General features: G+C 65.5%; 20 protein-coding genes. 15 read left to right on the top strand and 5 right to left on the bottom strand.

Going from position 1 to position 22844, the window contains the following annotated elements; translation table 11 throughout:
- Window positions 1–328 precede the first annotated feature (328 nt).
- Complete coding sequence (locus QW881_RS25280) at window positions 329–1360, top strand: alpha/beta fold hydrolase (protein WP_315753947.1); 1032 nt, start codon at window positions 329–331, stop codon at window positions 1358–1360.
- 14 nt (window positions 1361–1374) lie between these two features.
- A complete protein-coding gene (locus QW881_RS25285) occupies window positions 1375–2334 on the top strand; it encodes a fatty acid desaturase (RefSeq protein ID WP_315753945.1) in 960 nt (319 codons plus the stop codon).
- 129 nt (window positions 2335–2463) lie between these two features.
- Here QW881_RS25285 and QW881_RS25290 read toward each other — a convergent pair whose 3' ends face one another.
- On the bottom strand, window positions 2464–4524 hold the full coding sequence (locus QW881_RS25290) for an ATP-dependent helicase (protein ID WP_315753943.1): 2061 nt from the start codon (window positions 4522–4524) through the stop codon (window positions 2464–2466).
- 197 nt (window positions 4525–4721) lie between these two features.
- Here QW881_RS25290 and QW881_RS25295 point away from each other — a divergent pair, with 197 nt between their 5' ends.
- The 10 genes from QW881_RS25295 (at window position 4722) to QW881_RS25340 (ending at window position 15565) form a co-directional block, all read left to right on the top strand.
- A complete protein-coding gene (locus tag QW881_RS25295; protein ID WP_315753941.1) occupies window positions 4722–7034 on the top strand; it encodes a Tex family protein in 2313 nt (770 codons plus the stop codon).
- Between the two features lie 150 nt (window positions 7035–7184).
- Complete coding sequence (locus QW881_RS25300) at window positions 7185–7829, top strand: nucleoside-diphosphate sugar epimerase (protein ID WP_315753938.1); 645 nt, start codon at window positions 7185–7187, stop codon at window positions 7827–7829.
- Between the two features lie 331 nt (window positions 7830–8160).
- Window positions 8161–9054 carry a TRAP transporter substrate-binding protein gene (locus tag QW881_RS25305; RefSeq protein ID WP_315753936.1) on the top strand — a complete coding sequence of 298 codons (894 nt, stop codon included), beginning with the start codon at window positions 8161–8163 and terminating at the stop codon, window positions 9052–9054.
- A 35-nt stretch (window positions 9055–9089) separates the two neighbouring features.
- On the top strand, window positions 9090–11105 hold the full coding sequence (locus QW881_RS25310) for a HAMP domain-containing methyl-accepting chemotaxis protein (RefSeq protein ID WP_315753934.1): 2016 nt from the start codon (window positions 9090–9092) through the stop codon (window positions 11103–11105).
- A 58-nt stretch (window positions 11106–11163) separates the two neighbouring features.
- Window positions 11164–11856: an alpha/beta family hydrolase gene (locus tag QW881_RS25315; RefSeq protein WP_315753932.1), complete on the top strand. Its 693-nt coding sequence runs from the start codon at window positions 11164–11166 to the stop codon at window positions 11854–11856.
- A gap of 108 nt (window positions 11857–11964) precedes the next feature.
- Entirely contained in the window at window positions 11965–12447 is a 483-nt protein-coding gene (locus QW881_RS25320; RefSeq protein ID WP_315753930.1) for a hypothetical protein, read from the top strand.
- Window positions 12448–12584: 137 nt separating this feature from the next.
- Window positions 12585–12773, top strand: coding sequence for a hypothetical protein (locus QW881_RS25325; RefSeq protein ID WP_315735088.1), 189 nt, complete (start codon window positions 12585–12587; stop codon window positions 12771–12773).
- Between the two features lie 154 nt (window positions 12774–12927).
- A complete protein-coding gene (locus tag QW881_RS25330; protein WP_316158867.1) occupies window positions 12928–13929 on the top strand; it encodes an ABC transporter substrate-binding protein in 1002 nt (333 codons plus the stop codon).
- Between the two features lie 42 nt (window positions 13930–13971).
- Window positions 13972–14745, top strand: a complete 774-nt coding sequence (locus QW881_RS25335) for an ABC transporter ATP-binding protein (protein WP_315753926.1) — start codon at window positions 13972–13974, stop codon at window positions 14743–14745.
- Window positions 14738–15565, top strand: a complete 828-nt coding sequence (locus QW881_RS25340; protein WP_315753924.1) for an ABC transporter permease — start codon at window positions 14738–14740, stop codon at window positions 15563–15565. Before QW881_RS25335 ends, QW881_RS25340 begins: the two co-directional genes overlap by 8 nt.
- An 8-nt stretch (window positions 15566–15573) precedes the next feature.
- On the opposite strand, the gene gtdA is transcribed toward QW881_RS25340, so the two are convergent.
- Entirely contained in the window at window positions 15574–16611 is a 1038-nt protein-coding gene (gene gtdA / locus QW881_RS25345) for a gentisate 1,2-dioxygenase (RefSeq protein ID WP_315753922.1), read from the bottom strand.
- 100 nt (window positions 16612–16711) lie between these two features.
- Between gtdA and maiA the strand changes: the two genes are divergently transcribed.
- Window positions 16712–17344, top strand: a complete 633-nt coding sequence (maiA, locus tag QW881_RS25350) for a maleylacetoacetate isomerase (RefSeq protein WP_315753993.1) — start codon at window positions 16712–16714, stop codon at window positions 17342–17344.
- Window positions 17334–17843 carry a MarR family transcriptional regulator gene (locus QW881_RS25355; protein WP_315753920.1) on the top strand — a complete coding sequence of 170 codons (510 nt, stop codon included), beginning with the start codon at window positions 17334–17336 and terminating at the stop codon, window positions 17841–17843. The genes maiA and QW881_RS25355 overlap by 11 nt, the downstream gene beginning before the upstream one ends.
- 38 nt (window positions 17844–17881) lie before the next feature.
- On the opposite strand, the gene QW881_RS25360 is transcribed toward QW881_RS25355, so the two are convergent.
- The 3 genes from QW881_RS25360 to QW881_RS25370 form a co-directional block, all read right to left on the bottom strand.
- Window positions 17882–19492, bottom strand: a complete 1611-nt coding sequence (locus tag QW881_RS25360) for a benzoate-CoA ligase family protein (RefSeq protein ID WP_315753917.1) — start codon at window positions 19490–19492, stop codon at window positions 17882–17884.
- Complete coding sequence (locus QW881_RS25365) at window positions 19489–20628, bottom strand: FAD-dependent monooxygenase (RefSeq protein ID WP_315753915.1); 1140 nt, start codon at window positions 20626–20628, stop codon at window positions 19489–19491. Before QW881_RS25365 ends, QW881_RS25360 begins: the two co-directional genes overlap by 4 nt.
- A 126-nt stretch (window positions 20629–20754) precedes the next feature.
- On the bottom strand, window positions 20755–21708 hold the full coding sequence (locus tag QW881_RS25370) for a RimK-like protein (RefSeq protein ID WP_315753913.1): 954 nt from the start codon (window positions 21706–21708) through the stop codon (window positions 20755–20757).
- A 288-nt stretch (window positions 21709–21996) separates the two neighbouring features.
- On the opposite strand from QW881_RS25370, the gene QW881_RS25375 reads away from it, so the two are divergent.
- Window positions 21997–22770, top strand: a complete 774-nt coding sequence (locus QW881_RS25375; protein WP_315753911.1) for a ferredoxin--NADP reductase — start codon at window positions 21997–21999, stop codon at window positions 22768–22770.
- Window positions 22771–22844 lie beyond the last annotated feature (74 nt).

Below are 22844 nucleotides of genomic sequence, written 5' to 3' on the forward strand. Positions count from 1 at the left end.
TCACGAATGAAAACACTTGGTGTTGCGACCACCGCTTGAGCCCGCCGGATGTCCCAGCCGAACCTGTGGTTCCTGCCGCCTGCATTTTTTTCGCAGGCGGGCCATGGGGGCGGCAAGCTCCCGGTCTTCCCTGCGCCCTCACGTTTCAGAGGGCACGCGATCCGGACAAAGCTCGGGCTGGAGCGGCCGCGAGGGTACGAACCCATGGCCTCGGCTGATGCGATTGCCGCCCGCGCCTCTTGCGCGGTCATGCCATGCCAAAAAATGGGCGTGTGGCCCGGCCGCGCATCACCTAGGCTCCGTTCATCGATCACACGGGATGACGTGCATGGCGGCGGGCAGCGACTATCAGAACTTCGAGGCGGGCGACGTCGTGCTGCAATCGGGCGTGACGTTCCCGTCGCTGCGGCTCGCCTACAAGACCTACGGCACGCTGAATGCGGCCAAGGACAACGTCATCCTCTATCCGACCTCGTTCGGTGCCCAGCATATCGACATCGAATGGCTGATCGCGCCCGGCGGCGCGCTCGACCCCACCAAGTACTTCGTCATCATTCCGAACCTGTTCGGCAATGGGCTGTCGTCGTCGCCCTCGAATACGCGCGAGCTGTTCGGCGACGCGCCGTTCCCGTCCATCAGCTATCACGATGCGGTCGCGATGCAGCGGCGGCTCGTTGAGGAGCAGTTCGGGATCAGCCGGATCGCGCTGGTCTATGGCTGGTCGATGGGCGGTATGCAGGCCTATCACTGGGCCGCCTGTCATCCGGACATGGTGGAGCGTGCGGCGGTGGTGTGCGGCAGCGCGCGCTGCTCGCCCTACAATCACCTGTTTCTCGACGCGGTGAAGGCGGCGCTGATGGCCGATCCCGCATTTCGCAACGGCCGCTTCGCCGAGAAGCCGGTGGCCGGCCTGCGCGCGATGGGGCGGATCTATGCGGGCTGGGCGATGTCCTACGAGTTCTATCGCGACGAGGTCTGGCGCGCGCAGGGCTTTGCCTCGCAGGAGGACTATCTCGTCGCCACCTGGGACTTAGCCTTCGCGCATCGCGACGCGAACAACCTGCTGACGCAGATCGCGATCTGGCAGGGCGGCGACATCAGCAATTGCGCGGCGTTCGGCGGCGATCTCGACCGTGCGCTCGGCGCGATCACCGCGCGCATGTTGCTGATGCCGGGCCAGACCGACCGCTACTTCGATTGGCGCGACAACGAGCGAGAACTTCCCAAGCTGGTGAACGCCCGCTCCGCGGCGCTGCGGCCGATCCCCTCGATCCACGGCCACCGCGCGGGCAATCCGATCCGCATCCCGGCGGACCGCGATTTCATCAACGCCAACGTCTCGACCCTTCTCAAGAGCTGATCTGCGAGCCTGCCATGAGTGATGTGACCACCGAAGAGTTCGCGCCCCGCCCCAAGCTGCTGACGCCGATGATGCTGCAGGAGCTGTGCAAGCGCTCCAACCTGGAAGGCGCGCTGCGTACGCTCGGTCATTATGGCGCGATCGCTCTCGTCGGCGCGCTGATAGGCCTGATCGCATCGACCCACGGCGTCCTATGGGTGTTGCCTCTGCTGCTGCTGCAGGGAGTGCTCGTCGCGTTCCTGTTCATGGCGGTGCACGAGACCGCCCACAAGACCGCGTTCGACAGCCGTGCACTCAACGTCGCGGTCGGCAACGTCTCCGGCTTCCTGATCGGACTGCCCTATGAATATTATTGCCTGTTCCATTGGGAGCATCATCGCCATACCCAGGATCCCGAGAGAGACCCAGAGCTGATCGTCGGCCCCAAGCCGCGCTCGGAGACGCAGCTCGCGATCGCCTATTCCGGCCTGGTCCAGATGGCCGGCCGGCTGCGACTGCTGCTGCAACATGCGATCACCGGCGAGGTGACGGTGCCATGGGTGCCTGCCGGCCGCCGCGCGACCATCGTGCGCGAGGCGCGCGCCTATGCCGCCGGCTACGCGCTGCTGCTGCTCGGCTCGCTCGCGCTGCACAGCGCGCTGTTGCTGTGGGTCTGGGTGCTGCCGCTGCTGCTGGGGCAATTGGTGTTGCGACCCTATCTCTACGCCGAACACACCGGCTGCGACCATACCAGGAGCGCCTTCCAGAACACCCGCACCACCTTCACCACGCGCGCCGTGCACTGGCTCGCCTGGAACATGCCCTATCACGTCGAGCACCACGCCTATCCCGCGGTGCCGTTCCACGCGCTGCCGAAGCTGCATGCGATCGTCGACGGCGAGATCAAGTATCGCGGCGAGGGCTACATTGCGGTGACGCGGCAGACCTGGGCGTGGTTTCGGGCGCAGTGGAAGGAGAGGAAAGCCGAGACGTGATGAAATTAGATCCTGCGGCGAGCGCGGTGCTTACCTCGCCCCGCTTGCGCGGCGAGAGATCCGGCCAAACGACGCAAACTGCGCAAGCAGCAAGGGCCCAGTTCGTAGCAGGGAGGGCGAAGGATCCGCTCACCGCCAGCGCTCGCGCATGCGGGCACCGAGGTCGATGCGCGGACCCTGGCTCGCATACGCCGCGCCGGGCTGCGCCCGCGGCCAGCTGGTGCGTTCGAACAGCGGCACCAGCGCTTCCGGAATGAACCGCGTGCGTGAGGCATAGACATGACGATCGCCGCGCACCGGCTGGCCATGGACGAAGAAGCGCTGCGGCACCAGCAGATGCAGATCGTCCTTGGCGCGGGTCATGGCGACGTAGAGCAGCCGGCGCTCCTCTTCCAGCTCGGCGCTCGTGCCGGCGCCGAGATCGGAGGGCATGCAGCCGTCGACGACGTTGAGGATGTGCACGGAATTCCACTCCATGCCCTTGGCGGAATGGATGGTCGAGAGGATCAGATAGTCCTCGTCGAGCAAAGGCACGCCGGACTGATCGGAGGTGGCGTCGGGCGGGTCGAGCGTCAGCTCGGTGAGGAAACGCTCGCGCGACGGATAGCCGCTCGCGATCTGCTCGAGCTGCAGCAGGTCGGCGGTTCGCACCTCCGCATCTTCATGAACGCGCTCGAGATGCGGCTGATACCAGTGCCTGACGCGCTCGATATCCCCGGGCCATTCCGAGACGCGCAACTGCTCCAACGCACGCACGAACGCCGTCCAATCCTCGCCGGCGCGCGCCGGCGCGGGCTGCTCACACAACCGTGCGATCGGATCGGCGCTCTCGCTGATGGCATCGAGCAGGCGCTGCGCCGACGCGGGTCCGATGCCGGGGATCAGATGCAGCACGCGGAAGCCGGCGATGCGGTCGCGCGGATTCGCGACGAAGCGCAAGCAGGCCAGCACGTCCTTGACATGGGCGGCATCGAGGAACTTCAACCCGCCGAACTTCACGAACGGAATGTTGCGGCGCGTGAGCTCGAATTCCAACGGCCCGCTGTGCGACGACGTTCGGAACAGGACGGCCTGCTGCTTCAGCACGATGCCTTCCTCGCGCTTCGCCAGCACCTGCTCGACGATGTAGCGCGCCTGGTCGGTCTCGTCGCTGATCGTCACGAGCTGCGGTTTGCGCGAGCTCGTGCGGTCCGTCCACAAATTCTTGGTGAAGCGCTCGCGCGCCAGCCCGATCACGCCGTTGGCCGCGGTGAGGATCGGCTGCGTCGAGCGGTAGTTGCGGTCGAGCGTGACGATGTCGGCGCGCGGGCTGAACTGATCGGGAAATTCGAGGATGTTGCGCACGGTGGCGGCGCGGAAGGCGTAGATCGATTGCGCGTCGTCGCCGACCACCGTCAGTCCCGCGCCGTCGGGCTTCAAGCCGAGCAGGATCTGCGACTGCAGCCGGTTGGTGTCCTGATATTCGTCGACCAGCACGTGGTCGAAGCGATCGCCGATCTCGCGCGCGATGGTTTCGTCCGCCATCATCTGCGCCCAGTAGAGCAGCAAATCGTCGTAGTCGAGCACGGCGTTGGCCTGCTTGGCCTCGACATAGGCCGCGAACAGGCCCTTCAGCTCGCCGACCCATTCCGCGCACCATGGAAAGTGCCGCACCAGCGCTTCCTCCAGCGGCATGTCGGCGTTGACGCAGCGCGAGTAGATCGCAAGGCAGGTGCCTTTGGTCGGAAAGCGCCGCTGCGTGTTGGACAAGCCGCGCTCGTGCCGCACCAGATTCATCAGGTCGGCGGAATCCTCGCGATCATGGATCGTGAACACAGGGTCGAGGCCGACACGCTCAGCGTAGTCGCGCAGCATCCGCGCGCCCAGGCCATGAAACGTGCCGGCCCAGGTGAGCGCGGCCGTGATCGGCTCGGCCTTGCCGCCCAGCACCTTGCGGGCGATGCGCTCGACCCTGCGGCTCATCTCGCTCGCCGCGCGGCGCGAGAACGTCATCAACAGGATACGGCGCGGATCGGCACCATTGACGAGCAGATGTGCGACGCGATGCGCGAGCGTGTTGGTCTTGCCCGATCCCGCGCCGGCAATGATCAGCAGCGGCGGGCCCGGTGCGGCCAGCGCACCGCCATGCTCGACGGCGCGGCGCTGCTCCGGATTGAGATCGTCGAGATATGTCGCAGCCGTGGCCTGCACGAATCGTCCCTCAGCCTGCAAGAATCAGTGATTTGCGCCTCATGTGCAACGCGATGGCCCGGTCGCGGCAGCGTTTTACATGATTCGCAACCGGTCTTTTTTGTCACGGTTGCCCACAGAGCGTCCGCCAGCCGCTTGCGCTGGCGCGCGTGCACTCCTATCCAATCAGCCCCCGTCACGAATCTCGGAAGAACACCGTGTCGAATTTTGCCTCCATCATCGCCGCTGAGCTCGCCGTCAGGGATGCCCAGGTCCAGGCCGCGATCGACCTGCTCGACGGCGGCGCGACCGTGCCGTTCATCGCGCGCTATCGCAAGGAGGCGACCGGCATGCTGGACGACACGCAGTTGCGTACGCTGGAGGAACGGCTGCGATATCTGCGCGAGATGGATGCACGGCGCAGCGCGATCATCGAGAGCATCAAGGCGCAGGGCAAGATGACGCCCGAGATCGAGCTGGCGCTGGCGACCGCCGACACAAAGGCCCGGCTCGAGGACATCTATCTGCCGTTCAAGGAGAAGCGCCGCACCAAGGCGCAGATCGCGAAGGAGGCCGGGCTCGAGCCGCTCGCCGACATGCTGATCGGTGATCCGATGAAGGCGCCGGAGGTCGAGGCCAAGGCGTTCATCAAGAAGGACGGCGACAATCCGGTCAAGGACGTCAAGGCGGCGCTGGAAGGCGCGCGCGCGATCCTGGTCGAGCGCTTCGCCGAGCACGCCGATCTCGTCGGCTCGTTGCGTGAGGAGATGTGGACCCGCGGCGCCGTGAAGGCGACGGTGCGGCACGGCAAGAAGACCGAGGGCGCGAAATTCGCCGATTACTTCGACTTCTCCGAGCCGTTCACCAAGCTGCCGTCGCACCGCATCCTGGCGATGTTGCGCGGCGAAAAGGAAGAGGTGCTGCAGCTCGATTTCGGCGATGGCGAGCCGGAGGATTCGAAGGACCCGACGCTGTATGAGAACCGCATCGCGGTGACCTTCGGCATCTCGCGTCAGGGCCGCCCGGCCGATCAGTTCCTGTCGGACTCCGTGCGCTGGGCCTGGCGCACCCGCATCAAGACCTCGCTGGCGCTCGATATCCGCATGCGGCTGTGGCAGGAGGCGGAGAAGGAGGCGGTGCGCGTGTTCGCGGCGAACCTGCGTGATCTGCTGCTCGCTGCTCCCGCTGGCGGCCGCGCCACGCTCGGCCTCGATCCCGGCTTCCGTACCGGCGTCAAGGTCGCGGTGATCGACCGCACCGGCAAGTTCGTCGACCACGCCACGATCTATCCGCACGAGCCGCAGCGGCAGTGGAACGAGAGCATGCTGACGCTCGCGCAGCTCTGCATCAAGCATCGCATCGAGCTGGTCGCGATCGGCAACGGCACTGCGTCGCGTGAAACGGAGAAGCTGGTCAACGATTTGATGAAGCTGAAGCCGGATCTCAAGCTGACCAAGGCGATCGTGTCGGAAGCCGGCGCGTCGGTCTATTCGGCCTCGGAGTTCGCCGCGAAGGAATTCCCCAATCTCGACGTGTCGATCCGCGGCGCCGTTTCGATCGCGCGCCGCCTGCAGGATCCGCTCGGCGAGCTCGTCAAGGTACCGCCGGCCTCGATCGGCGTCGGCCAGTATCAGCACGACCTCAATCAATACGAGCTCGCGCGTGCGCTCGATGCCACCGTCGAGGACTGCGTGAACGCGGTCGGCGTCGACCTCAACACCGCCTCGGCGCCGCTGCTCGCGCGCGTGTCGGGCATCGGCGAGAGCCTCGCACAGAACATCGTCGCGCACCGTGACAGCAACGGCCCATTCCCGAGCCGCGACAAGCTGAAGGAAGTGCCGCGGCTCGGACCGAAGGCGTTCGAGCAATGCGCCGGCTTCCTGCGCATCCGCGACGGCGACAATCCGCTCGACGCCTCCGGCGTGCATCCGGAATCCTATCCGATCGTGAAGAAGATCCTCGAGGCGACCAAGAGCGACATCAAGGCGCTGATCGGTGAGACCAAGGTGCTGAAGGCGTTGAGCCCGACGAAGTTCGCCGACGAGCGCTTCGGCGTGCCGACGGTCACCGACATCATCAAGGAGCTGGAGAAGCCCGGCCGCGATCCGCGTCCGGAGTTCAAGACGGCCACCTTCCAGGAGGGCGTCGAGAAGATCACCCATCTCAAGCCCGGCATGATCCTGGAGGCGACCATCACCAACGTCGCGGCGTTCGGCGCCTTCGCCGATATCGGCGTGCACCAGGACGGCCTGATCCACATCTCGGCGATGTCCGAGAAGCGCATCAACGATCCGCGCGAAGTGGTGAAGCCGGGGCAGGTCGTGAAGGTGAAGGTGCTCGACGTCGACGTGCCGCGCAACCGCATCTCGCTGACACTTCGGCTGTCCGATCCGCTGCCGGCGAAGGGCGAGAAGCGGACCAGCGCACGGCCGCCGGCGGCCCGCATGACCACGCGTGAGGAGAAGTCGTCGGGCGGCGGCGCGCTTGCGGCGGCGATGGCCAAGGCGGCGGAGCGGCGCAAGGGCGCCTGAGGCGGATGGCGATGAGGCGCCGCGGAGGGCATGTCCCCTCTGCGGCGTCATGTCTGCAGCGTCATGCCATTCGGCGGCGTGTCGTTGCGGTCTTCCCTATCTCCGCGGCCATGCTTACCTTGGGCGGCGAGTTGTGAGTGGAGACCGCGCATGACGAACCGGACCGTGATCATTGCCGGCGCGACCGGGCTGGTGGGACGGGAGCTGCTTCGCGGCCTGCTTGCCGATCCGACCGTGGATCGCGTGCATGTCGTCGGCCGCCGCGCGCCGCCTGACCATTCGCCCAAGCTGACGGCGCATGTCGTGGATTTCACCGCGCTGCCGTCGCTGCCGCCGGCCGACGAGCTCTATCTGGCTCTCGGGACCACGATCAAGGTGGCCGGGAGCCAGGCCGCCTTCCGCGCCATCGATCACGACGCCAACCTCGCCGTCGCCAAGGCCGCGCTCGCGAGCGGCACCAGGCGCGTTGGTCTGGTCAGCGCGATGGGGGCTGATAGCACCTCGCCCGTCTTCTATAGCCGGGTGAAAGGCGAGCTCGAGGACGATCTGACCGCGCTGCCCTTCGAGGGACTGGTGATCGCGCGGCCTTCGCTGCTGGTCGGCCCGCGGGCGGAGCTGGGACAGCCGAGCCGACCGGGCGAGGAATGGGGCAACAGGCTGAACAACATCATCGGCTTCCTGATCCCGGCGAACTACAAGCCGATCGCGGCGGCGGACGTCGCCAACGCGCTGCTGATGGCTGTTCCTACGGTTGCCGGCAAGCGAGTGATGCTGTCAGGGGCCATGCGCCGATGATCGAGCCTGCCGCTCTTGCGTAGCGGTCCGGTCTCGCCATTTACGATAAATCGAAATCAAATATCGCGCCGCGCCTCAGGCTTTGAATCGACAGGTGAACTCGGCGGTCTCCGTAGTTTTACGGCCGTATCGCATGTGACTATCAGGGAGTGAATGGCTGAAGCGGGCAAGACGGGAATCGCGTCTTAACATCTTAACCATATCTCGCTGGTAGTTGTGCATCGAGGAAAAACGAGCCCGGTGTTTCATGCGCAGACAGCTGCTTGAAGTTTGTTTCTTGGCATTGGCGGGAACCCTGCTCGGATCCCAAGCGGCGACGGCGTCCCCGCGAATGGTGTCGCTGGTCTTCAACTCGCAGATTCAGAACCCCCAGCAGGTCGGGTCGGACGAATTTCGCGTGAAGCTGCAGGCGCTGGCCGGCAAGCGGCTCATCATTGATGAGCGTGCGGGCAACGCATTCGGCAGCGAGGCGGCGGTGCTGGCTGCGACCCGGAGCGGCGCGGTGGACGTGGCCGTGGTGTCCGGCGGCATCGCCAGCGCGGTCGTCCCCGAGCTCGGCGTCTTCGACATCCCGTTCCTGTTCCGTGACACCGCGCATGCCAAGGCGGTGGCGCAAGGGCCGGTCGCCGCCGCGATCGGCGCCAAGTTCGCCGACAAGGGACTGGTGCTGCTGGCGCTGGGCAAGCAGGGCTTTCGCAATCTCACCAACTCGAAGCGTCCGGTCCGTACCGTCGATGACGTCAAGGGCCTCAAGATCCGCGTGATCCCCAATCCCGTCTACCAGATGACCTTCAAGGCGCTCGGCGCCGACGTGATGCCGATGGATTTTCCGCTGGTCTATGCCGCGCTCAAGGACGGTCGTCTGGACGGTCAGGAAAATCCGGTCGCCACCATCGCGGCCAATCGCTTCGACGAGGTGCAGAAATATCTGACGCTCACCGGCCATTTCTTCGCGCCGATCGCCTTCGTCGCCAACCGCGCGATGTTCGATCATCTCGATGCGGCGGACCGTGACGCGCTGGTTGCCGCCGCCAAGGCGGCTGCGGAGGTCACTTGGCAGGCCCAGCTCGATGCGCAGAAGCTCGACGAGCTGCGCAAGGGCGGCATGGAGGTGATCGAGACGTTCGATCGCAAGACCTTCGTCGATGCGGTCAGGCCGCTCGATCCCGACTTCGAGAAGCGCTTCGGCAAGGAGCTGCTCGCCACTATCAGGTCCACTCCGTGAAACAGCCGGGCAAATCGATGAAACTTTCTTCTCTGATGTCTTGGATCGGTGTCCGCCCGCGAATCTTCGGCGGCTTTGCCTTGATCCTGAGCTTCCTGGTGTTGCTCGGCGGCTTCGCCATGATCCAGGTCGGGCGCATCGGCGGCACCGTGGACGAACTCGTCACCAGCGCGGCCGGGGACGCCGGCATGTCGCAGGTGCGTGCCGCGCTGCTCGCTGCCAACGGCGCGGTTGAGAGATTCATCCGGACCTGGAACGTCGGTGACAAGGATGCCGCCAGCAAGGCCATCGACGCCGTCGGTGGTCTCGCCGATCAGGTTGAGAAGCAGTCCGGCAGGCTGAAGGTGCTGGCTGACGGCGTGGGCCCGGTACGAAACGCGCTGGCGGCCTATCGCTCATCGTTCGCTGCTGCGGCCGAGGCCGTGGACCGCCTGCGCGCGGCGACGACCAAGACCGACGCATTGGGCGCCGTTGCCGGAATCAACATGGGCGGTATCCAGGTTGCCCTTGCCAATCGCGCGGGCAGCGAGCCGTTGATGAATCCGTTGCGTCTGGCCAGCGTCGTCGACGCGGTCCGCATCGCGGTGATGCGCTATACCAACACGTTGTCGAATGGCGATGCCGACGATGCCAGGCTCACCTTCGTCTATGCGAAGCTCGCGATTGCCGATACGGAGGCCGAGATCGCGGGTGTCGATGATGCCAAGCTGAAGGCGCTGGTTGGTGCGCTGAAAGAGGCTCTCACGGCGGATGCGGCTGCGCTCGAGGAGGTGATCAAGGTGGCCACTGACCTGCGCGCCAAGCAGGCGGAGCTCGCCAAGGCGAGCGCCTCGATCGATACCCAGGTCAGCCGGATCAACCAGCAGCTCGGTGCGGCGCGCGCAGAGCAGGCCGCGAGGACCGGCGTCGCGGTCGAAGATACCAAGCAGACCATCATCGTGACTGCAGCCGCAGCCGTGATATTCGGAGCGGTGCTGGCCTGGCTGATCGGCGCCAGCGTGTCGAACCCGATCCGCGGCATGACCGACCGCATGCAGTCGCTGGCGGCCGGCGAATTGGATCAGCCGATTCCCGGCGGCGAGCAGCGCGACGAGATCGGCCGGATGGCGCGCGCCGTGGAGATTTTCCGTGACAATGCGCTTGCTGTACGCCGCATGGAGCAGGAGGCCGCGGCACAGCGTGAAGCTGCGGAGGCCGAGCGCGCCCGCATGATGTCCGATCTGGCTGGTCGATTCGAGCAAGGCATGCAGGGCGTCATCACCGGCGTCGGCGGGCGTGCGACCGAGATGGGCGAAAGCGCCAGCGAGCTTGCACGCGTCGCAGAACGCGGCCGTGGCCTTGCGGAGGCGGTCGCCAGCCGGGCCGAGCAGGCGTCCGTCAATGTGCAGACCGTGGCCTCGGCGACCCAGGAGCTCGCGGCCTCGATCAGGGAGATCTCCTCCCAGGTACAGCGTTCGGTCACGGTGTCGACCCGGGCGACGCACGAGACCCAGCGGACGTCCGAGCTGATCGACGGGCTGTCCAGCGCGGCGGAGAGGATCGGCACCATCGTGCAGCTGATCCAGGCGATCGCGAGCCAGACCAACCTGCTGGCGCTCAACGCCACCATCGAGGCGGCGCGCGCCGGCGAGGCCGGCCGCGGATTTGCGATCGTCGCGAGCGAGGTGAAGAATCTGGCGTCCCAGACCGCGCAGGCGACGGAGCAGATCTCGAGCCAGATCGCGACCATCCAGAGCGCGACGCAGGAGACGGTCGGCGCGATCGCCCAGTTCGGCACGACCGTGCGGGAGATTGCCGAGATCTCCAATGCGATCGCCGCCGCGGTGGAGCAGCAGGGGGCCGCGACCAGCGAGATCGCCCGCAACGTCGAGCAGGCGGCCAGCGGCACGGCGGCGGTCACGCAGGAGATCGGCGACGTGCGTAACGTGGCCGGGCAGACCGATGCCGGCGCTGAAGCTGCGCTGGCGGCGGCCGCCGCGCTGCAGCAGCAGGCCGCTTCGCTGAAGAGCAATGTCGCCGACTTCCTGCAGACGATCCGGACCGCGGCCTGAGCCGCAAACCGGTGGCGAGTGGAGTTGACGCAGGGGACGCAGGCTCACACTCTGGGGCATGACCGAGCACCAGCCGCGTTCCCTTGCGTTTCCCGTCGACGGCGCGGACATCGTGTCCGCGCTGTTCATGGCCCCGCCGCGGCCGCGCGCCTGTTTCGTGTTCGCCCATGGCGCGGGCGCCGGCATGACCCACGTCTTCATGAACCAAGCGGCCGCAAGCCTTGCCGCGCGCGGCATCGCGACGCTCCGCTTCCAGTTTCCCTATATGGAGAAGGGCAGCAAGCGCCCTGATCCGCCCGCGCTCGCCCACGCCGCGGTGCGGGCTGCCGTGGCGGAGGCCGCCCGGCTCTGTCCGGGGCTGCCGCTCGTCGCGGGCGGCAAGTCGTTCGGGGCGCGCATGACGTCGCAGGCGCAGAGTGCAGCGCCGCTGCCAGGCGTGGCCGGGCTCGCCTTTCTCGGCTTTCCGCTTCACCCCGCCGGCAAGCCCTCCATCGCGCGCGCCGATCATCTCGCTGCGATCGAGGTCCCGATGCTGTTCCTGCAGGGGACGCGCGACAAGCTTGCGGAGATGGAGCTGCTCGAGCCCGTCGTGAAGCGGCTGGGACCGCGCGCGACGTCGCATTGGATCGATCAGGCCGACCACGCCTTCCACGTGCCTGCGCGCTCCGGCCGGAATGATCGGGCCGTCATGGAGGACCTGACGGAGGCGTTTGCGGCGTGGCTGGAGACTCTCGACGCGCGTGCCGGCTGACGGCCGAGTACCTCTTTCGGAGAAGAATGGCATGAGAACAAAAATAGAACTTTTCTGTCACCGGAGGTTGAGGCATAGTCATATCTAAAGGTAGGGGAGGGGAGTTCGATGAAGTCGGCAGTGTTGGCGGTGTCGGTGTGCACGCTCGGCGTGCTGATGCTCTCTGCGGCTCCGTCGCGCGCTGATGCCAGGCTCACCGGCATGGTGGTCGTGAAGGGGACTTGCCAGAAGCTCATCGTCGCGGGAGAGGATCGCAGCTCCGAATGCAAGGGCGCGCTGCTCAATACCGACTATGACGATCAGCGCACCGGCTTCTACTTCACCTTGCTCGACGGCAGCGTGGTCACGTTCTCGAACCGCGGCGATCTGCAGGAGCAACCCGGACCGGACAAGTTCGTCACGCCGGTCGATATGATGATCATTGGCCAAAGTCGCAAGACGATCAACAAGGTGACGGCGAAGGGGCAATGCCGTCACGGCAATCCCTTCAAGGGACCCGACCTGATCGAATGCACGGCCGACAGCGAGATCGGCCGCTTTGAAGGGCTATTTCTGTCCAATGGCGAGAAGCCAGTGATGCAGACCTTCTGAGGCTGTCACCCCTGTGCGCAAGCAGGATGAGCCAGCAGGAGAGCTCGTCGCTGCGTCGCCGGTCGTCACTCGCCACCGTACGGTCCACGCGGCAAATCCGGCCTGCTCGGCAATATCCACTTTGTCAGAGGATCGTGATGAGAAAGACAGCTTCATCCGTTTGGCTGCTGGCCCTCGGCGCGGCGAGCCTGCCGGCCAAGTCGGTCCGTGCAGAGGATGGATTGAAGGGGATCGAGACGTTTCACGGCGCCTGCAAGAAGCTCACGGTCGCGGAAGGACCGGACCGCCGACTGCAAGGGCGTTTAGCTCAACACGCGTTACCGTGATGGACGAGCCGGCTTGGAGCAAGACGCCCGTCCTCTGAGGCTGCGATCTCCCGACTCCCGAAAATTTGGCGCGACATCAAGCTCGAAATATTGCAACAAGTCGGCGTCGTGGGTGAGGCCGGGTGTGCGGGGTCGCCAGATCTTGGAGAGTGTGATGTTCCGATACGTTGGCGTCGTCCTGGGGCTGCTCTGGAGCCTCGTATCGATCAGCACCGCGCTGGCCGACGACGCCAAGCTCCGGATCGGCGTTCTCCGGCTGTCCTCGTCCGCGCCAGTGTTCATCGCGTTGGACAAGGGCTACTTCCGCGAAGCTGGCCTGGACGTCGAGCTGAAGTTTTTCGATGCAGCGCAACCGATCGCCGTGGCGACGGCCACCGGCGACGTCGATGTCGGGGTGACCGCCTTCACCGCAGGACTGTATAACCTCGCAGGCAAGGGCGCGTTGAAGATCATCGCCGGCATGAGCCGTGACCGCCCCGGGTTTCCGCTGATCGGCTACTTCGCCAGCAACAAGGCTTACGAGGCAGGTCTCAAGGCGCCGAAGGATATTGCCGGCAAGCGCGTGGCGATGACCCAGGTCGGGTCGAGCTTTCACTATTCGGTGGGACTGCTGGCCGACAAATACGGCTTCAAGCTCGCCGACGTGAAGATCGTGCCGCTGCAATCGATGTCCAACATGTCGGCGGCAATCAAGGGTGAGACCGTCGACGCGGCGCTGATGCCGGTTTCCATCGCGCGCAAGCTGATGGAGGAGGGCGCCGTCAAGCATCTTGGCTGGGTTGGCGACGAGACGCCGTGGCAGGTCAGCGGCGTGTTCGCGGGGCCGAAAATCTTGGCCAACACGGCGCTGGTCGGCAAGCTGCTGGCGTCGCTTCAGCGCGCCGAGCGCGAGTATCATGATGTCGTGCTCGCCTCGGTCAAGGACGGCACTGCCGCGATCGACGGCACGACCAGGCCATTGCTGGAAATCATCGGCAAGTATACGAACCTACCGGTCGAGCAGGTGGTCGGCAATTGCGCCTATATCGATCCTGACGGCAAGCTCGATGTGAAGAACATCGACAGCCAGATCAAATGGCTGCAGGCGCAGGGGTTCGCGGACCAGGGCTATGATGCGGCCGCGATCATCGCCAAAGACCTTGTGAAGCCGGATTGATGAAGGCGGGCGCAGCGCGGAACTGCAGCGGGATCGCCTGACATGGACCTGATCGCCGAGACCATCAGCCATCGTTTCGACGCGCTCGAAGTGCTCGATGGCGTATCATTCACCGTCGGAGCCGGCGAGGTGGTCGCCGTCGTTGGGCCGTCCGGCTGCGGCAAGAGCACGCTGCTGGCGATCCTCGGAGGGTTGTTGCAGCCGAGCAAAGGTCAGGCGCTGCTGCGCGGAGCCCCGCCGCCCGGCAGCCTCAATCCCCTGACGTTCGTGTTCCAGGACTTCGCGCTGCTGCCGTGGGCAAGCGTCGCCGACAATGTTGCCTTTCCGCTCCTCCATACATCTCTGTCGGCGCAGCAGCGCGCCGCCGCCGTCGACGATGCGTTGCAGCGGACCGGGCTGGCAGACTTCCGGACCGTCTATCCCAAGCAGTTGTCGGGCGGCATGCGCCAGCGGGTCGGCATTGCCCGGGCGCTGGCGGTCCGCCCGGCGATCCTGCTGATGGATGAACCGTTGTCGGCGCTCGACTCGCAGACCCGCGAGCTGTTGATGGAGGACTTCGTCGATCTGCTCGCCGACGGCACCATGGGCGCGGTCTATGTCACGCATAATCTCGAGGAGGCGGTGCGGCTCGCCGACCGCATCGTCGTGCTGTCGCGTCGTCCTGGCCGCATCCGGAAGGTCGTCAGCGTCCCGGCGAGGCGGCGCAGCCGCGGCGATGCCGGAGTACGCGCGCAACTGCTGGACCTGCAGAACGAGCTCTGGGGGCTGATCCGGACCGAGGCAATCGATGCCGAGCGCGAGGTTCAGAATGCTTGAACGCTCCCCGGCCGAACCGCCTGAGGTGGTCGGCACGCAGGCCCGGAAGGTGCCGTTCCGGGGCGGCGGCTTCACGCCGGCCGCAAGCCGCTGGGCCGGGTGGCTCGCGCTCGCGGCGGCTCTCGGTCTGTGGCAACTGATCGGCAGCTTCGCCCTGGTCAATCCCTTGTTCCTGCCGACGCCGCTGATGATCCTGCGTGCCCTGTATCGATTGGCCGAAAGTGGCGCGCTCTGGCAGCATGTCTCGGCATCGTTCGTGCGCATCGTATCCGGCTGGGCGCTCGGCACCGCCACCGGCATCGTCGTCGGCTTCTCGATCGGCCTGTGGCGCATTGCGCGCAGCATCGGCATCACTTTCGTCTCGGCGCTGTTTCCGATTCCGAAGATCGCCGTGCTGCCGCTGCTGATTCTTTGGCTCGGCATCGGCGAGCAGCCGAAGATCGCGACGATCGCGCTCGGCGTGTTCTTCTCGACCACGATCTCGGTCTATAGCGGCGTCGATGCGGTGCCGCGCAACCTGATCCGCATGGCGCAGAGCTTCGACGTGCCGTTCCCGACCATCGTCCGCCGCGTGATCTGGCCCGGGGCGCTGCCCTCGATCCTCGCTGGTTTCCGCATCACCGCGTCGGTGGCGCTGATGCTGGTGGTCTCGGCGGAGATGATCGGCGCCGAGACCGGCATCGGCACCTTCGTGCTGCAGGCCGGCAATCTGATGCAGACCGATCAGCTGATGGCGGGGATCCTGATCCTGTCGCTGTTCGGCCTCGCCGTCGGCCGGCTGATCAGCATGCTGGAAGCGCGGCTCCTGCGCTGGCGCTGATTGGCCCGTCACGCGTTGCCGCGATCCTCGCGGAACAGGTCGAGCTTCTCCTGCACCGGGCGATCCGAGAACGAGAACAGCACGGCATCCTCGTCCGGCTCATGGCTGACCCATTGCCAGCTCGGAACGACGAACAGATCGCGCGGTCCCCATTCGAAGGTCTGGTCGCCGATGCGGCTGCGGCCCTTGCCTTCGATCGCGGTGAACACGGTCGCGTCGGTCGAGCGATAGCGCACAGTCTTGAAGCCCTTCGGCAGCAGCTGGATGAAGGTGCCGATCGTCGGCATCGCGAAATCACCGGTCTCCGGATTGGAGAATTTCAGCTTCAGCCCGTGGCACGCATCCCATTCCTCGCTTCGCTTGGCGCTCTCCAGCGCCTCCCGCGTGTAGGAATAGGGATAGTTGAAGATCGGCGACGTCCGCGATCTGCGCTTGGCGTCGACCGGCAGCAGGTTGTGGCCATAGCGGGCGAAGCTGTCGCCTGAGGGGCGTGCGATCTTCTGCTGATCCTCCTGCGACCCTTGCGCGAAGGAGGCGTCGAGGAACTGCACCAGGGGAATGTCGAGGCCATCGAGCCAGAACATCGGCTCGGAGGTCTCGTTGCCGTGATCGTGCCAGGTCATCGACGGCGTGATGATGAAGTCGCCCGGCTTCATCAGGGTGCGCTCGCCCTCGACGGTCGTGAAGGCTCCCTTGCCTTCCAGCACGAAGCGCAATGCGGACTGGCTGTGCCGATGGGCGGGTGCAACGTCGCCGGGGATCACCATCTGAATGCCGGCATAGAGCGAGGTGGTGATCTTGGACTGCCCACGCAGGCCCGGATTCTCCAGGATCAGCACCCGCCGCTCGGCTTCCTTCGCCGTGATCAGCCGCCCGGCCTCGACCATGTAGTCGCGGATCGCCGCGAACTGCCACAGATGCGGGCGGCAGGCGCTCTTTGGCTCGGGCGTGATGAGATCGCTCATCACGGTCCACAGCGCCGTCATGTTTTCGCCGTCGATCTTCTTGTAGAACGCCTCGCGTTCCGGGGTCGAAACTGCGGCCATACGCGCCTCCCGATCAGATGTCATTCTTGATTGACAGTATACTGTCAATTCCGCTACCGTCAATTGCAGCCAGAGCTATCAATTCGGGGGGACTGCCATGATGAAGCTGCACGGCTATTTCCGCAGCAGCGCATCCTATCGCGTCAGGATCGCGCTCAATCTCAAGGGTCTCACGGCCGAGCATCTGCCGCATCACCTCCGCAAGGGCGAGCAGCGCGCGCCCGACTATCTCGCGCTCAACCCGCAGGGCTTCGTCCCGACCCTCGAGGACGACAGCGGCGCCGCGTTGATCCAGTCGCTTGCGATCATCGAATGGCTCGATGAGACCCATCCCGAGCCGCCGCTGCTGCCGAAGGATCCGTTGCGCCGCGCCCAGGTCCGTGCCTTCGCGCAGGTGCTCGCCTGCGACACCCATCCGGTGCAGAACCTGAAGGTGCTGGCGCGGCTCCGGGAACTCGGCCTGCCCGAGGACAAGGTCACGGCCTGGGCCGGCTGGGCCAACCGCGAGGGGCTCGCTGCGTGCGAAGCGCTGATCAGGCATGAGCCTGGCCCATTCTGCTTCGGCGCGACGCCAACCTTGGCCGATCTCTGCCTGGTGCCGCAGCTTGGCAATGCACGCCGCTTCGGCGTCGATGTCGCAGCGTTCCCGCGCCTGCTGCAGGCCGAAGCCGCGGCGAAGGCGTTGCCGGCTTTCGCCGATGCTGCTCCGGAGCGTCAGGCCGATGCCGAGTAGGCCGCCCGACATCACGATGGACGCAGTCTACACCAAGCCGGGCTATCTGTTCCGGCGGATGCAGCAGATTGCGGTGTCCATTTTCGTTGAGGAGTGCCGCGAGTTCGACCTGACGCCGGTGCAATATGCGGCGCTGGTCGCGATCCAAACGCACCCGGGCATCGATGCCACCAGGCTGTCGGCGGTGATCGCCTTCGACCGTTCGACGCTCGGCAGCGTGATCGAGCGGCTGGAGAGCAAGGGCCATATCGAGCGCAGGCCGTCGGCCGAGGACAAGCGCGTCAAGCTGCTTTATCTGACCAGGGCGGGCGGAGCACTGCTCCGTGCGATCATGCCGGCGGTCGATCGGGCCCAGGCCCGCATGCTGGCGCCGCTGAAGGCCGCGGATCGCAAGATGCTGATGGCGTTGCTGGCGCAGCTCGTCGATCTCAACAACGAGGTGTCGCGGGTGCCGCTGCGCGCCGAGGATGCGCTGGAGCATCTCGGCAAGACCAGCTGATCGCGGAACTCCGCGGTTGTCGGGCGCAAGGCGTAGGCTCACAGCCGGATCACCGCCTGACGATCGATCTTGCCGGTGCCGGTCTTCGGCAATTCGTCGATGAAGATGATCTCGCGCGGATATTTGTAGGGCAGCAGCTTCGCCTTCACGTAGTCCTGCAGCGCCTTGACGGTCGGGATTTGGTCGGGGGATCCGCCGTTGGTGACCACCACTGCCTTCAGGCTCATGCGACGATCCGGCAGCTCGTGCGCAAACACGGCGCATTCCCTGATATCGGGATGCTCGGCGAGGCAGAGCTCGACCTCGAGCGGATAGACCCATTGGCCGGAGATCTTGACCAGGTCGTCGGCGCGGCCGCGGAAGAAATGGAAGCCATCGGCATCGCGCACGAAACGGTCGCCGGTGTAGATCCAGCCGCCATCGCGGATCGTCTCCGTGGTCTTGTCCGGACGGTTCCAGTAGAGCGGCGTGTTGGAGTCGCCGCGCACCCAGAGAATGCCCTCTTCGCCGGTGGCGACCTCGCGTCCTTCGCCGTCGCGCAGCGCGATCTCGTAGCCGGGAACGCGCAGTCCGGCGGCGCCGAGCTTCTTGCGGTCCTCGCGGTTCGAGAGATAGACGTGAAGAACCTCGGTCGAGCCGAGACCTTCGACGATCTCCAGGCCGGTCAGGATCTTCCAGCCGTTGAAGACCTCGGCCGAGAGCACCTCGGCCGCGGAGACCGCGAGCCGCAGTGACGAGAAGTCCGCCTCCTTCGCACCCTCGGCCTTGGTGAGCGCGGTGTAGAGCGTTGGCAGGCCGAAGAACACGGTCGGACGGAAGCGGCTGATCGCATCGAAGATGGCGGTGGGTTTCGGCTGGCCCGGCAGCAGCAGCGTCGTCGCTCCGGCCGAGAATGGAAAGGTGATCGCATTGCCGAAGCCGTAGGCGAAGAAGATCTTGGGCACCGAGAAGCAGACGTCGTCCGGCTTCAGCCGCAGCACGTTGCGGGCGAACGCCTGCTCGCTATAGGCCATGTCGTGCTGCAGATGGACGATGCCCTTGGGACGTCCGGTCGAGCCGGACGAATACATCCAGAACGCCATCTCATCGCGGTGAGTGTCCGCCTCCGCGAGCTCATCGGCGAAGTGTCCGAGCCACTCGAGCGCAACCGTCGACGGCGCGGCCGTTGCTGGCGCCTCGCCATTCACCACGATCAACGTCTGCAGCGCAGTATCGGCGCAAGCCTGCGCGTCGAACCGGCCCGCGAACTCCGCTTCCGCGACCGCAACCTTGGCTCCGGAATCGGCGAGATAGAACTGCAGCAGGTCCGGCGGCGTCAACGTGTTGATCAGCAGCGGCACGAAGCCGGCGCGCACGGCGCCGAAGAACGCAGCCGGATAGGCGGGCGTGTCGTCGAGGAACAGCAGGACGCGGTCGCCGCGGGTGAGCCCGAGGGAGGCGAAGCCGTTGCCCCACCGGCAGGCGTCGGCGCACAGCTCCCCATAGCTGCGCTGGCCTGCCGGCCCGATCACCGCGGGCTTGCTTGCGTTGCCCCTGGCGAGGTTGTCGAACAGCACGCGGCTCGCATTGTAGCGCGTGGGAATCGCAAAGCCGATTTCGCGGGCGCCGGCGCTGTCGCTCGGTACGTGATCGACAATCTCGGTCGTCATGCGCGTGCTCCGCCGTTGCGAGATGCCGCGTAGCGGGCCATGAATTGCGGGGCCATCGCACGCAGCCTGTTGTCGTCGATACGACCCGAGCGGGTGATGTAGCTGTAGGCAAAATCCATCAGGTCGAGCTTCATGTGCGCGGGAAACGACTCGTACCAGTCGGCGCTGGTGCGGGCCGCCGTCACCAGCTTCTTCACGATCGGCTGCCGCTCGGCCTGATAGCGGGCGAGGCCGTCCGAGAGGCTGGTCTCCGCATCGAGCGCCTTGGCGAGCGCGATCGCGTCCTCGATCGCCAGCCGCGTCCCGGAGCCGATCGAGAAGTGCGCCGTATGCAGCGCGTCGCCGATCAGCACCATATTCCGGTGCCACCAGTGCTCATTCCAGACCCAAGGGAAATTGCGCCATACCGATCGGTTGGAGACCAGCGCGTGACCATCGAGCGTGGCGGCGAACACCTGCTCGCAGACGCGCCGGGATTCATCGACCGACATCTCGGCGAAGCCATAGGCGTGCCACGTGGCGCGATCGCATTCCACAAGGAACGTGCTCATGTCCGGCGCATAGCGATAATGGTGCGCGTTGAAGCTGCCGCGGTCGGTCGCGACGAAGGTCTGCGACAGCGTGGCAAAGGTCTTCGACGTGCCGTACCAGGCGAACTTGTTGCTGGAGTAGGACACGGAGAAGCCGAAATCGCCTTCGAAGCTGCGGCGCACCAGCGAATTCAGCCCGTCGGCGGCGACGATGAGATCGTAGCCTGCGAGCTGTTCCAGCGACTGGATGGTCGTGCCGTAGCGGGCTACGACGCCGACGCTCTCGGCACGGGCCTGCAGCAGCTTCAGCAGCTCGAGCCGACCGATCGCAGAGAAGCCGACGCCGTCGATCTCGACGCTCTCGCCATGCAGATTGAGTGTGATGTTGCGCCAGCTCTCCATGCGGGGCGCGATCGCATCGACGGTGTCGGGGTCGTCGGCACGCAGGAATTCGAGCGCCTGGTCGGAAAAGACCACGCCGAAGCCCCAGGTCGCGCCGGCCGGGTTCTGCTCGAACAGGTCGACCACCGCGGCCGGATGCCGCTTCTTCCAGAGATAGGCAAAATACAGCCCGCCAGGGCCGCCGCCGAGCACGGCGATACGCAAGGGCGTTCTCCCGATTGACAGTATACTGTTTATTTTGGATCGGAGACTAATCCGTGATGCCGGTCGAGGCCAGAGAAATCTTGCGAGGCCCGAGCGCCGGTCGGGCCGGGGTTCCCGGCCGGTCGGTCACCGCGACGGGCGGCACCCGAAGATCCTGTCGAGCGCGGCGAAGTACGTCCTCTCGACCAGCTCCGGTGCATGCCGGCCGAGCGCCTCCATCTTCACGCCCGAATTGATCTCGAGCACCTGCCAGAGACCGTCGACCAGCACGACGTCGATGGAGGCGTAGCGAATGCCGATGGTGCGTGCGGCATCAACGGCAAGCGCGGTGCAGGTGTCACGGAGCTTGCCGTGGTCGAGCAGCACGGGCTTCGCGCCGAATTCGAGATTGTGCCGCCAGCTCAGCAGGCGCCGCTCGCCGTGCGGGACGACGTCATTCAACTCCGACGCGTCGAATTCCGCATCAAGGCGCCGCAGGAGTTGCCCGTGCTCCGCGGCAGGTGCCGCCGCCAGCGCCAGCTCGCGAAGCGAGGCCGCGCCGTCTCCGGTCACGGCCGGCCGCAGCTTGCGGTAGGCGATCAGCGCGACATCATCGAGCTGAACGATGCGGACTTCGTCTTCGATATCCAGCAACGGCGCGATGGCGACGTTCGCGCCGGTCTCGAAAATCCTGCCGATCGCACGCAGCGCGTCGGCGCGCGTCCTGGCCCGCGTCACCGCGCGCCCCGAGGTGCCTTCGTTCGGCTTGATGACGACGCCGCGCGGATGGGCTGCGAGCAGTGCGGGCATCGCATCGGCTGCCCGGCTGGACCCGCCGCCCTGGGCCGGCGCCAGGAAGAACGCATGCGGCACGGCGGGAACTCCAGAAGCCGCCAGCAGACTGGCCGTGGCCGCCTTGTCGCAGGCCAGTCTGTGCGCCACCGCACTGTTCAGGCCGAGATCATAGCCGAAGATGAGGTGGCGCCGGGGTGCATCGTCCAGCACCAGCAACCAGCCGTCCTCCCGCACGTCAAGCGCGATGCCTCGTTCGACGCAGTAGCGGGTGATGGCGGCGAGCTGGGTCTGCGGATGGTTAATCATTGCTCAAGGATTGGGCCAGAGATGCGGAATTAAAGTGCTGGAAAATCGGAATCTCGGCAAGTAAATTACCCTTATCGTTTGTGTACGAACGAACGGCCGATCGAGGCGAATCCGGGCATCAGCCGGCATGCATTTGATCGTGATCAATGGTGCGTCCATGCGGGTTGATTATTCGCTGTTTTCAAGTACATCAGGCGCCGAAATCGCTGGATCTATAGGGTTTTTGCGGTCCTGCCTCCGTCACGACTTGTTTCTTCCAACTTCAGCCCACGTGAAAAAACAAACGACATGAGCGCGTTCTATAAAGAGAAAGTTCTTTCCGTTCACCACTGGACGGACACCCTGTTCTCCTTCCGAGCCACCCGCGATGCGGGCTTCCGCTTCCAGAATGGGCAGTTCGCGATGATCGGCCTCGAGGTCGAGGGCCGCCCGCTGTTGCGCGCCTACAGCATGGCCAGCGCCAATCACGAGGAGGAACTCGAGTTCTTCAGCATCAAGGTGCAGGACGGTCCGCTGACCTCCCGGCTGCAGAAGATCAAGGAAGGCGACACCATCCTGGTCGGCCGTAAGGCAACGGGCACGCTGATCCCCGACAATTTGCTGCCCGGCAGTCGGCTGCTGTTGCTGTCGACCGGCACCGGCCTTGCCCCGTTCGCCAGCCTGATCAAGGACCCCGACGTCTACGAGCGGTTCGAGAGCATCGTGCTGGTCCATGGCTGCCGCCAGGTCGCCGAGCTCGCCTATGGCGAGAGCGTCGTCGCGAAGCTGCGCGAGGATGAGCTGTTCGGGCCGCTGCTCGACGGCAAGCTGCAGTATTATCCGACCGTCACCCGCGAGCCGTTCCGAAACCGCGGCCGCATCACCGACCTGATCACATCCCAGCAGCTGTTCAACGATCTCGGCCAGCATGAGCTCGACATCGCCAAGGACCGCATCATGATGTGCGGCAGCCCGGCGATGCTGGACGAGCTCAAGACCATGTTCGAGTCGCGCGGCTTCCTCGAGGGCAGTGGCAACGAGCCGGGCCATTTCGTGATCGAGAAGGCCTTCGTCGAGCGCTGAGCCGCCTACCCTTCGTTTGCGACTTTTCTGAAAGAGCGCCTCGACGCAATCGGGGCGCTCTTTTCGTTGGCAAT

It is taken from the genome of Bradyrhizobium sp. SZCCHNS3016 (assembly GCF_032484535.1).
In the GTDB taxonomy this organism is placed as follows: domain Bacteria; phylum Pseudomonadota; class Alphaproteobacteria; order Rhizobiales; family Xanthobacteraceae; genus Bradyrhizobium.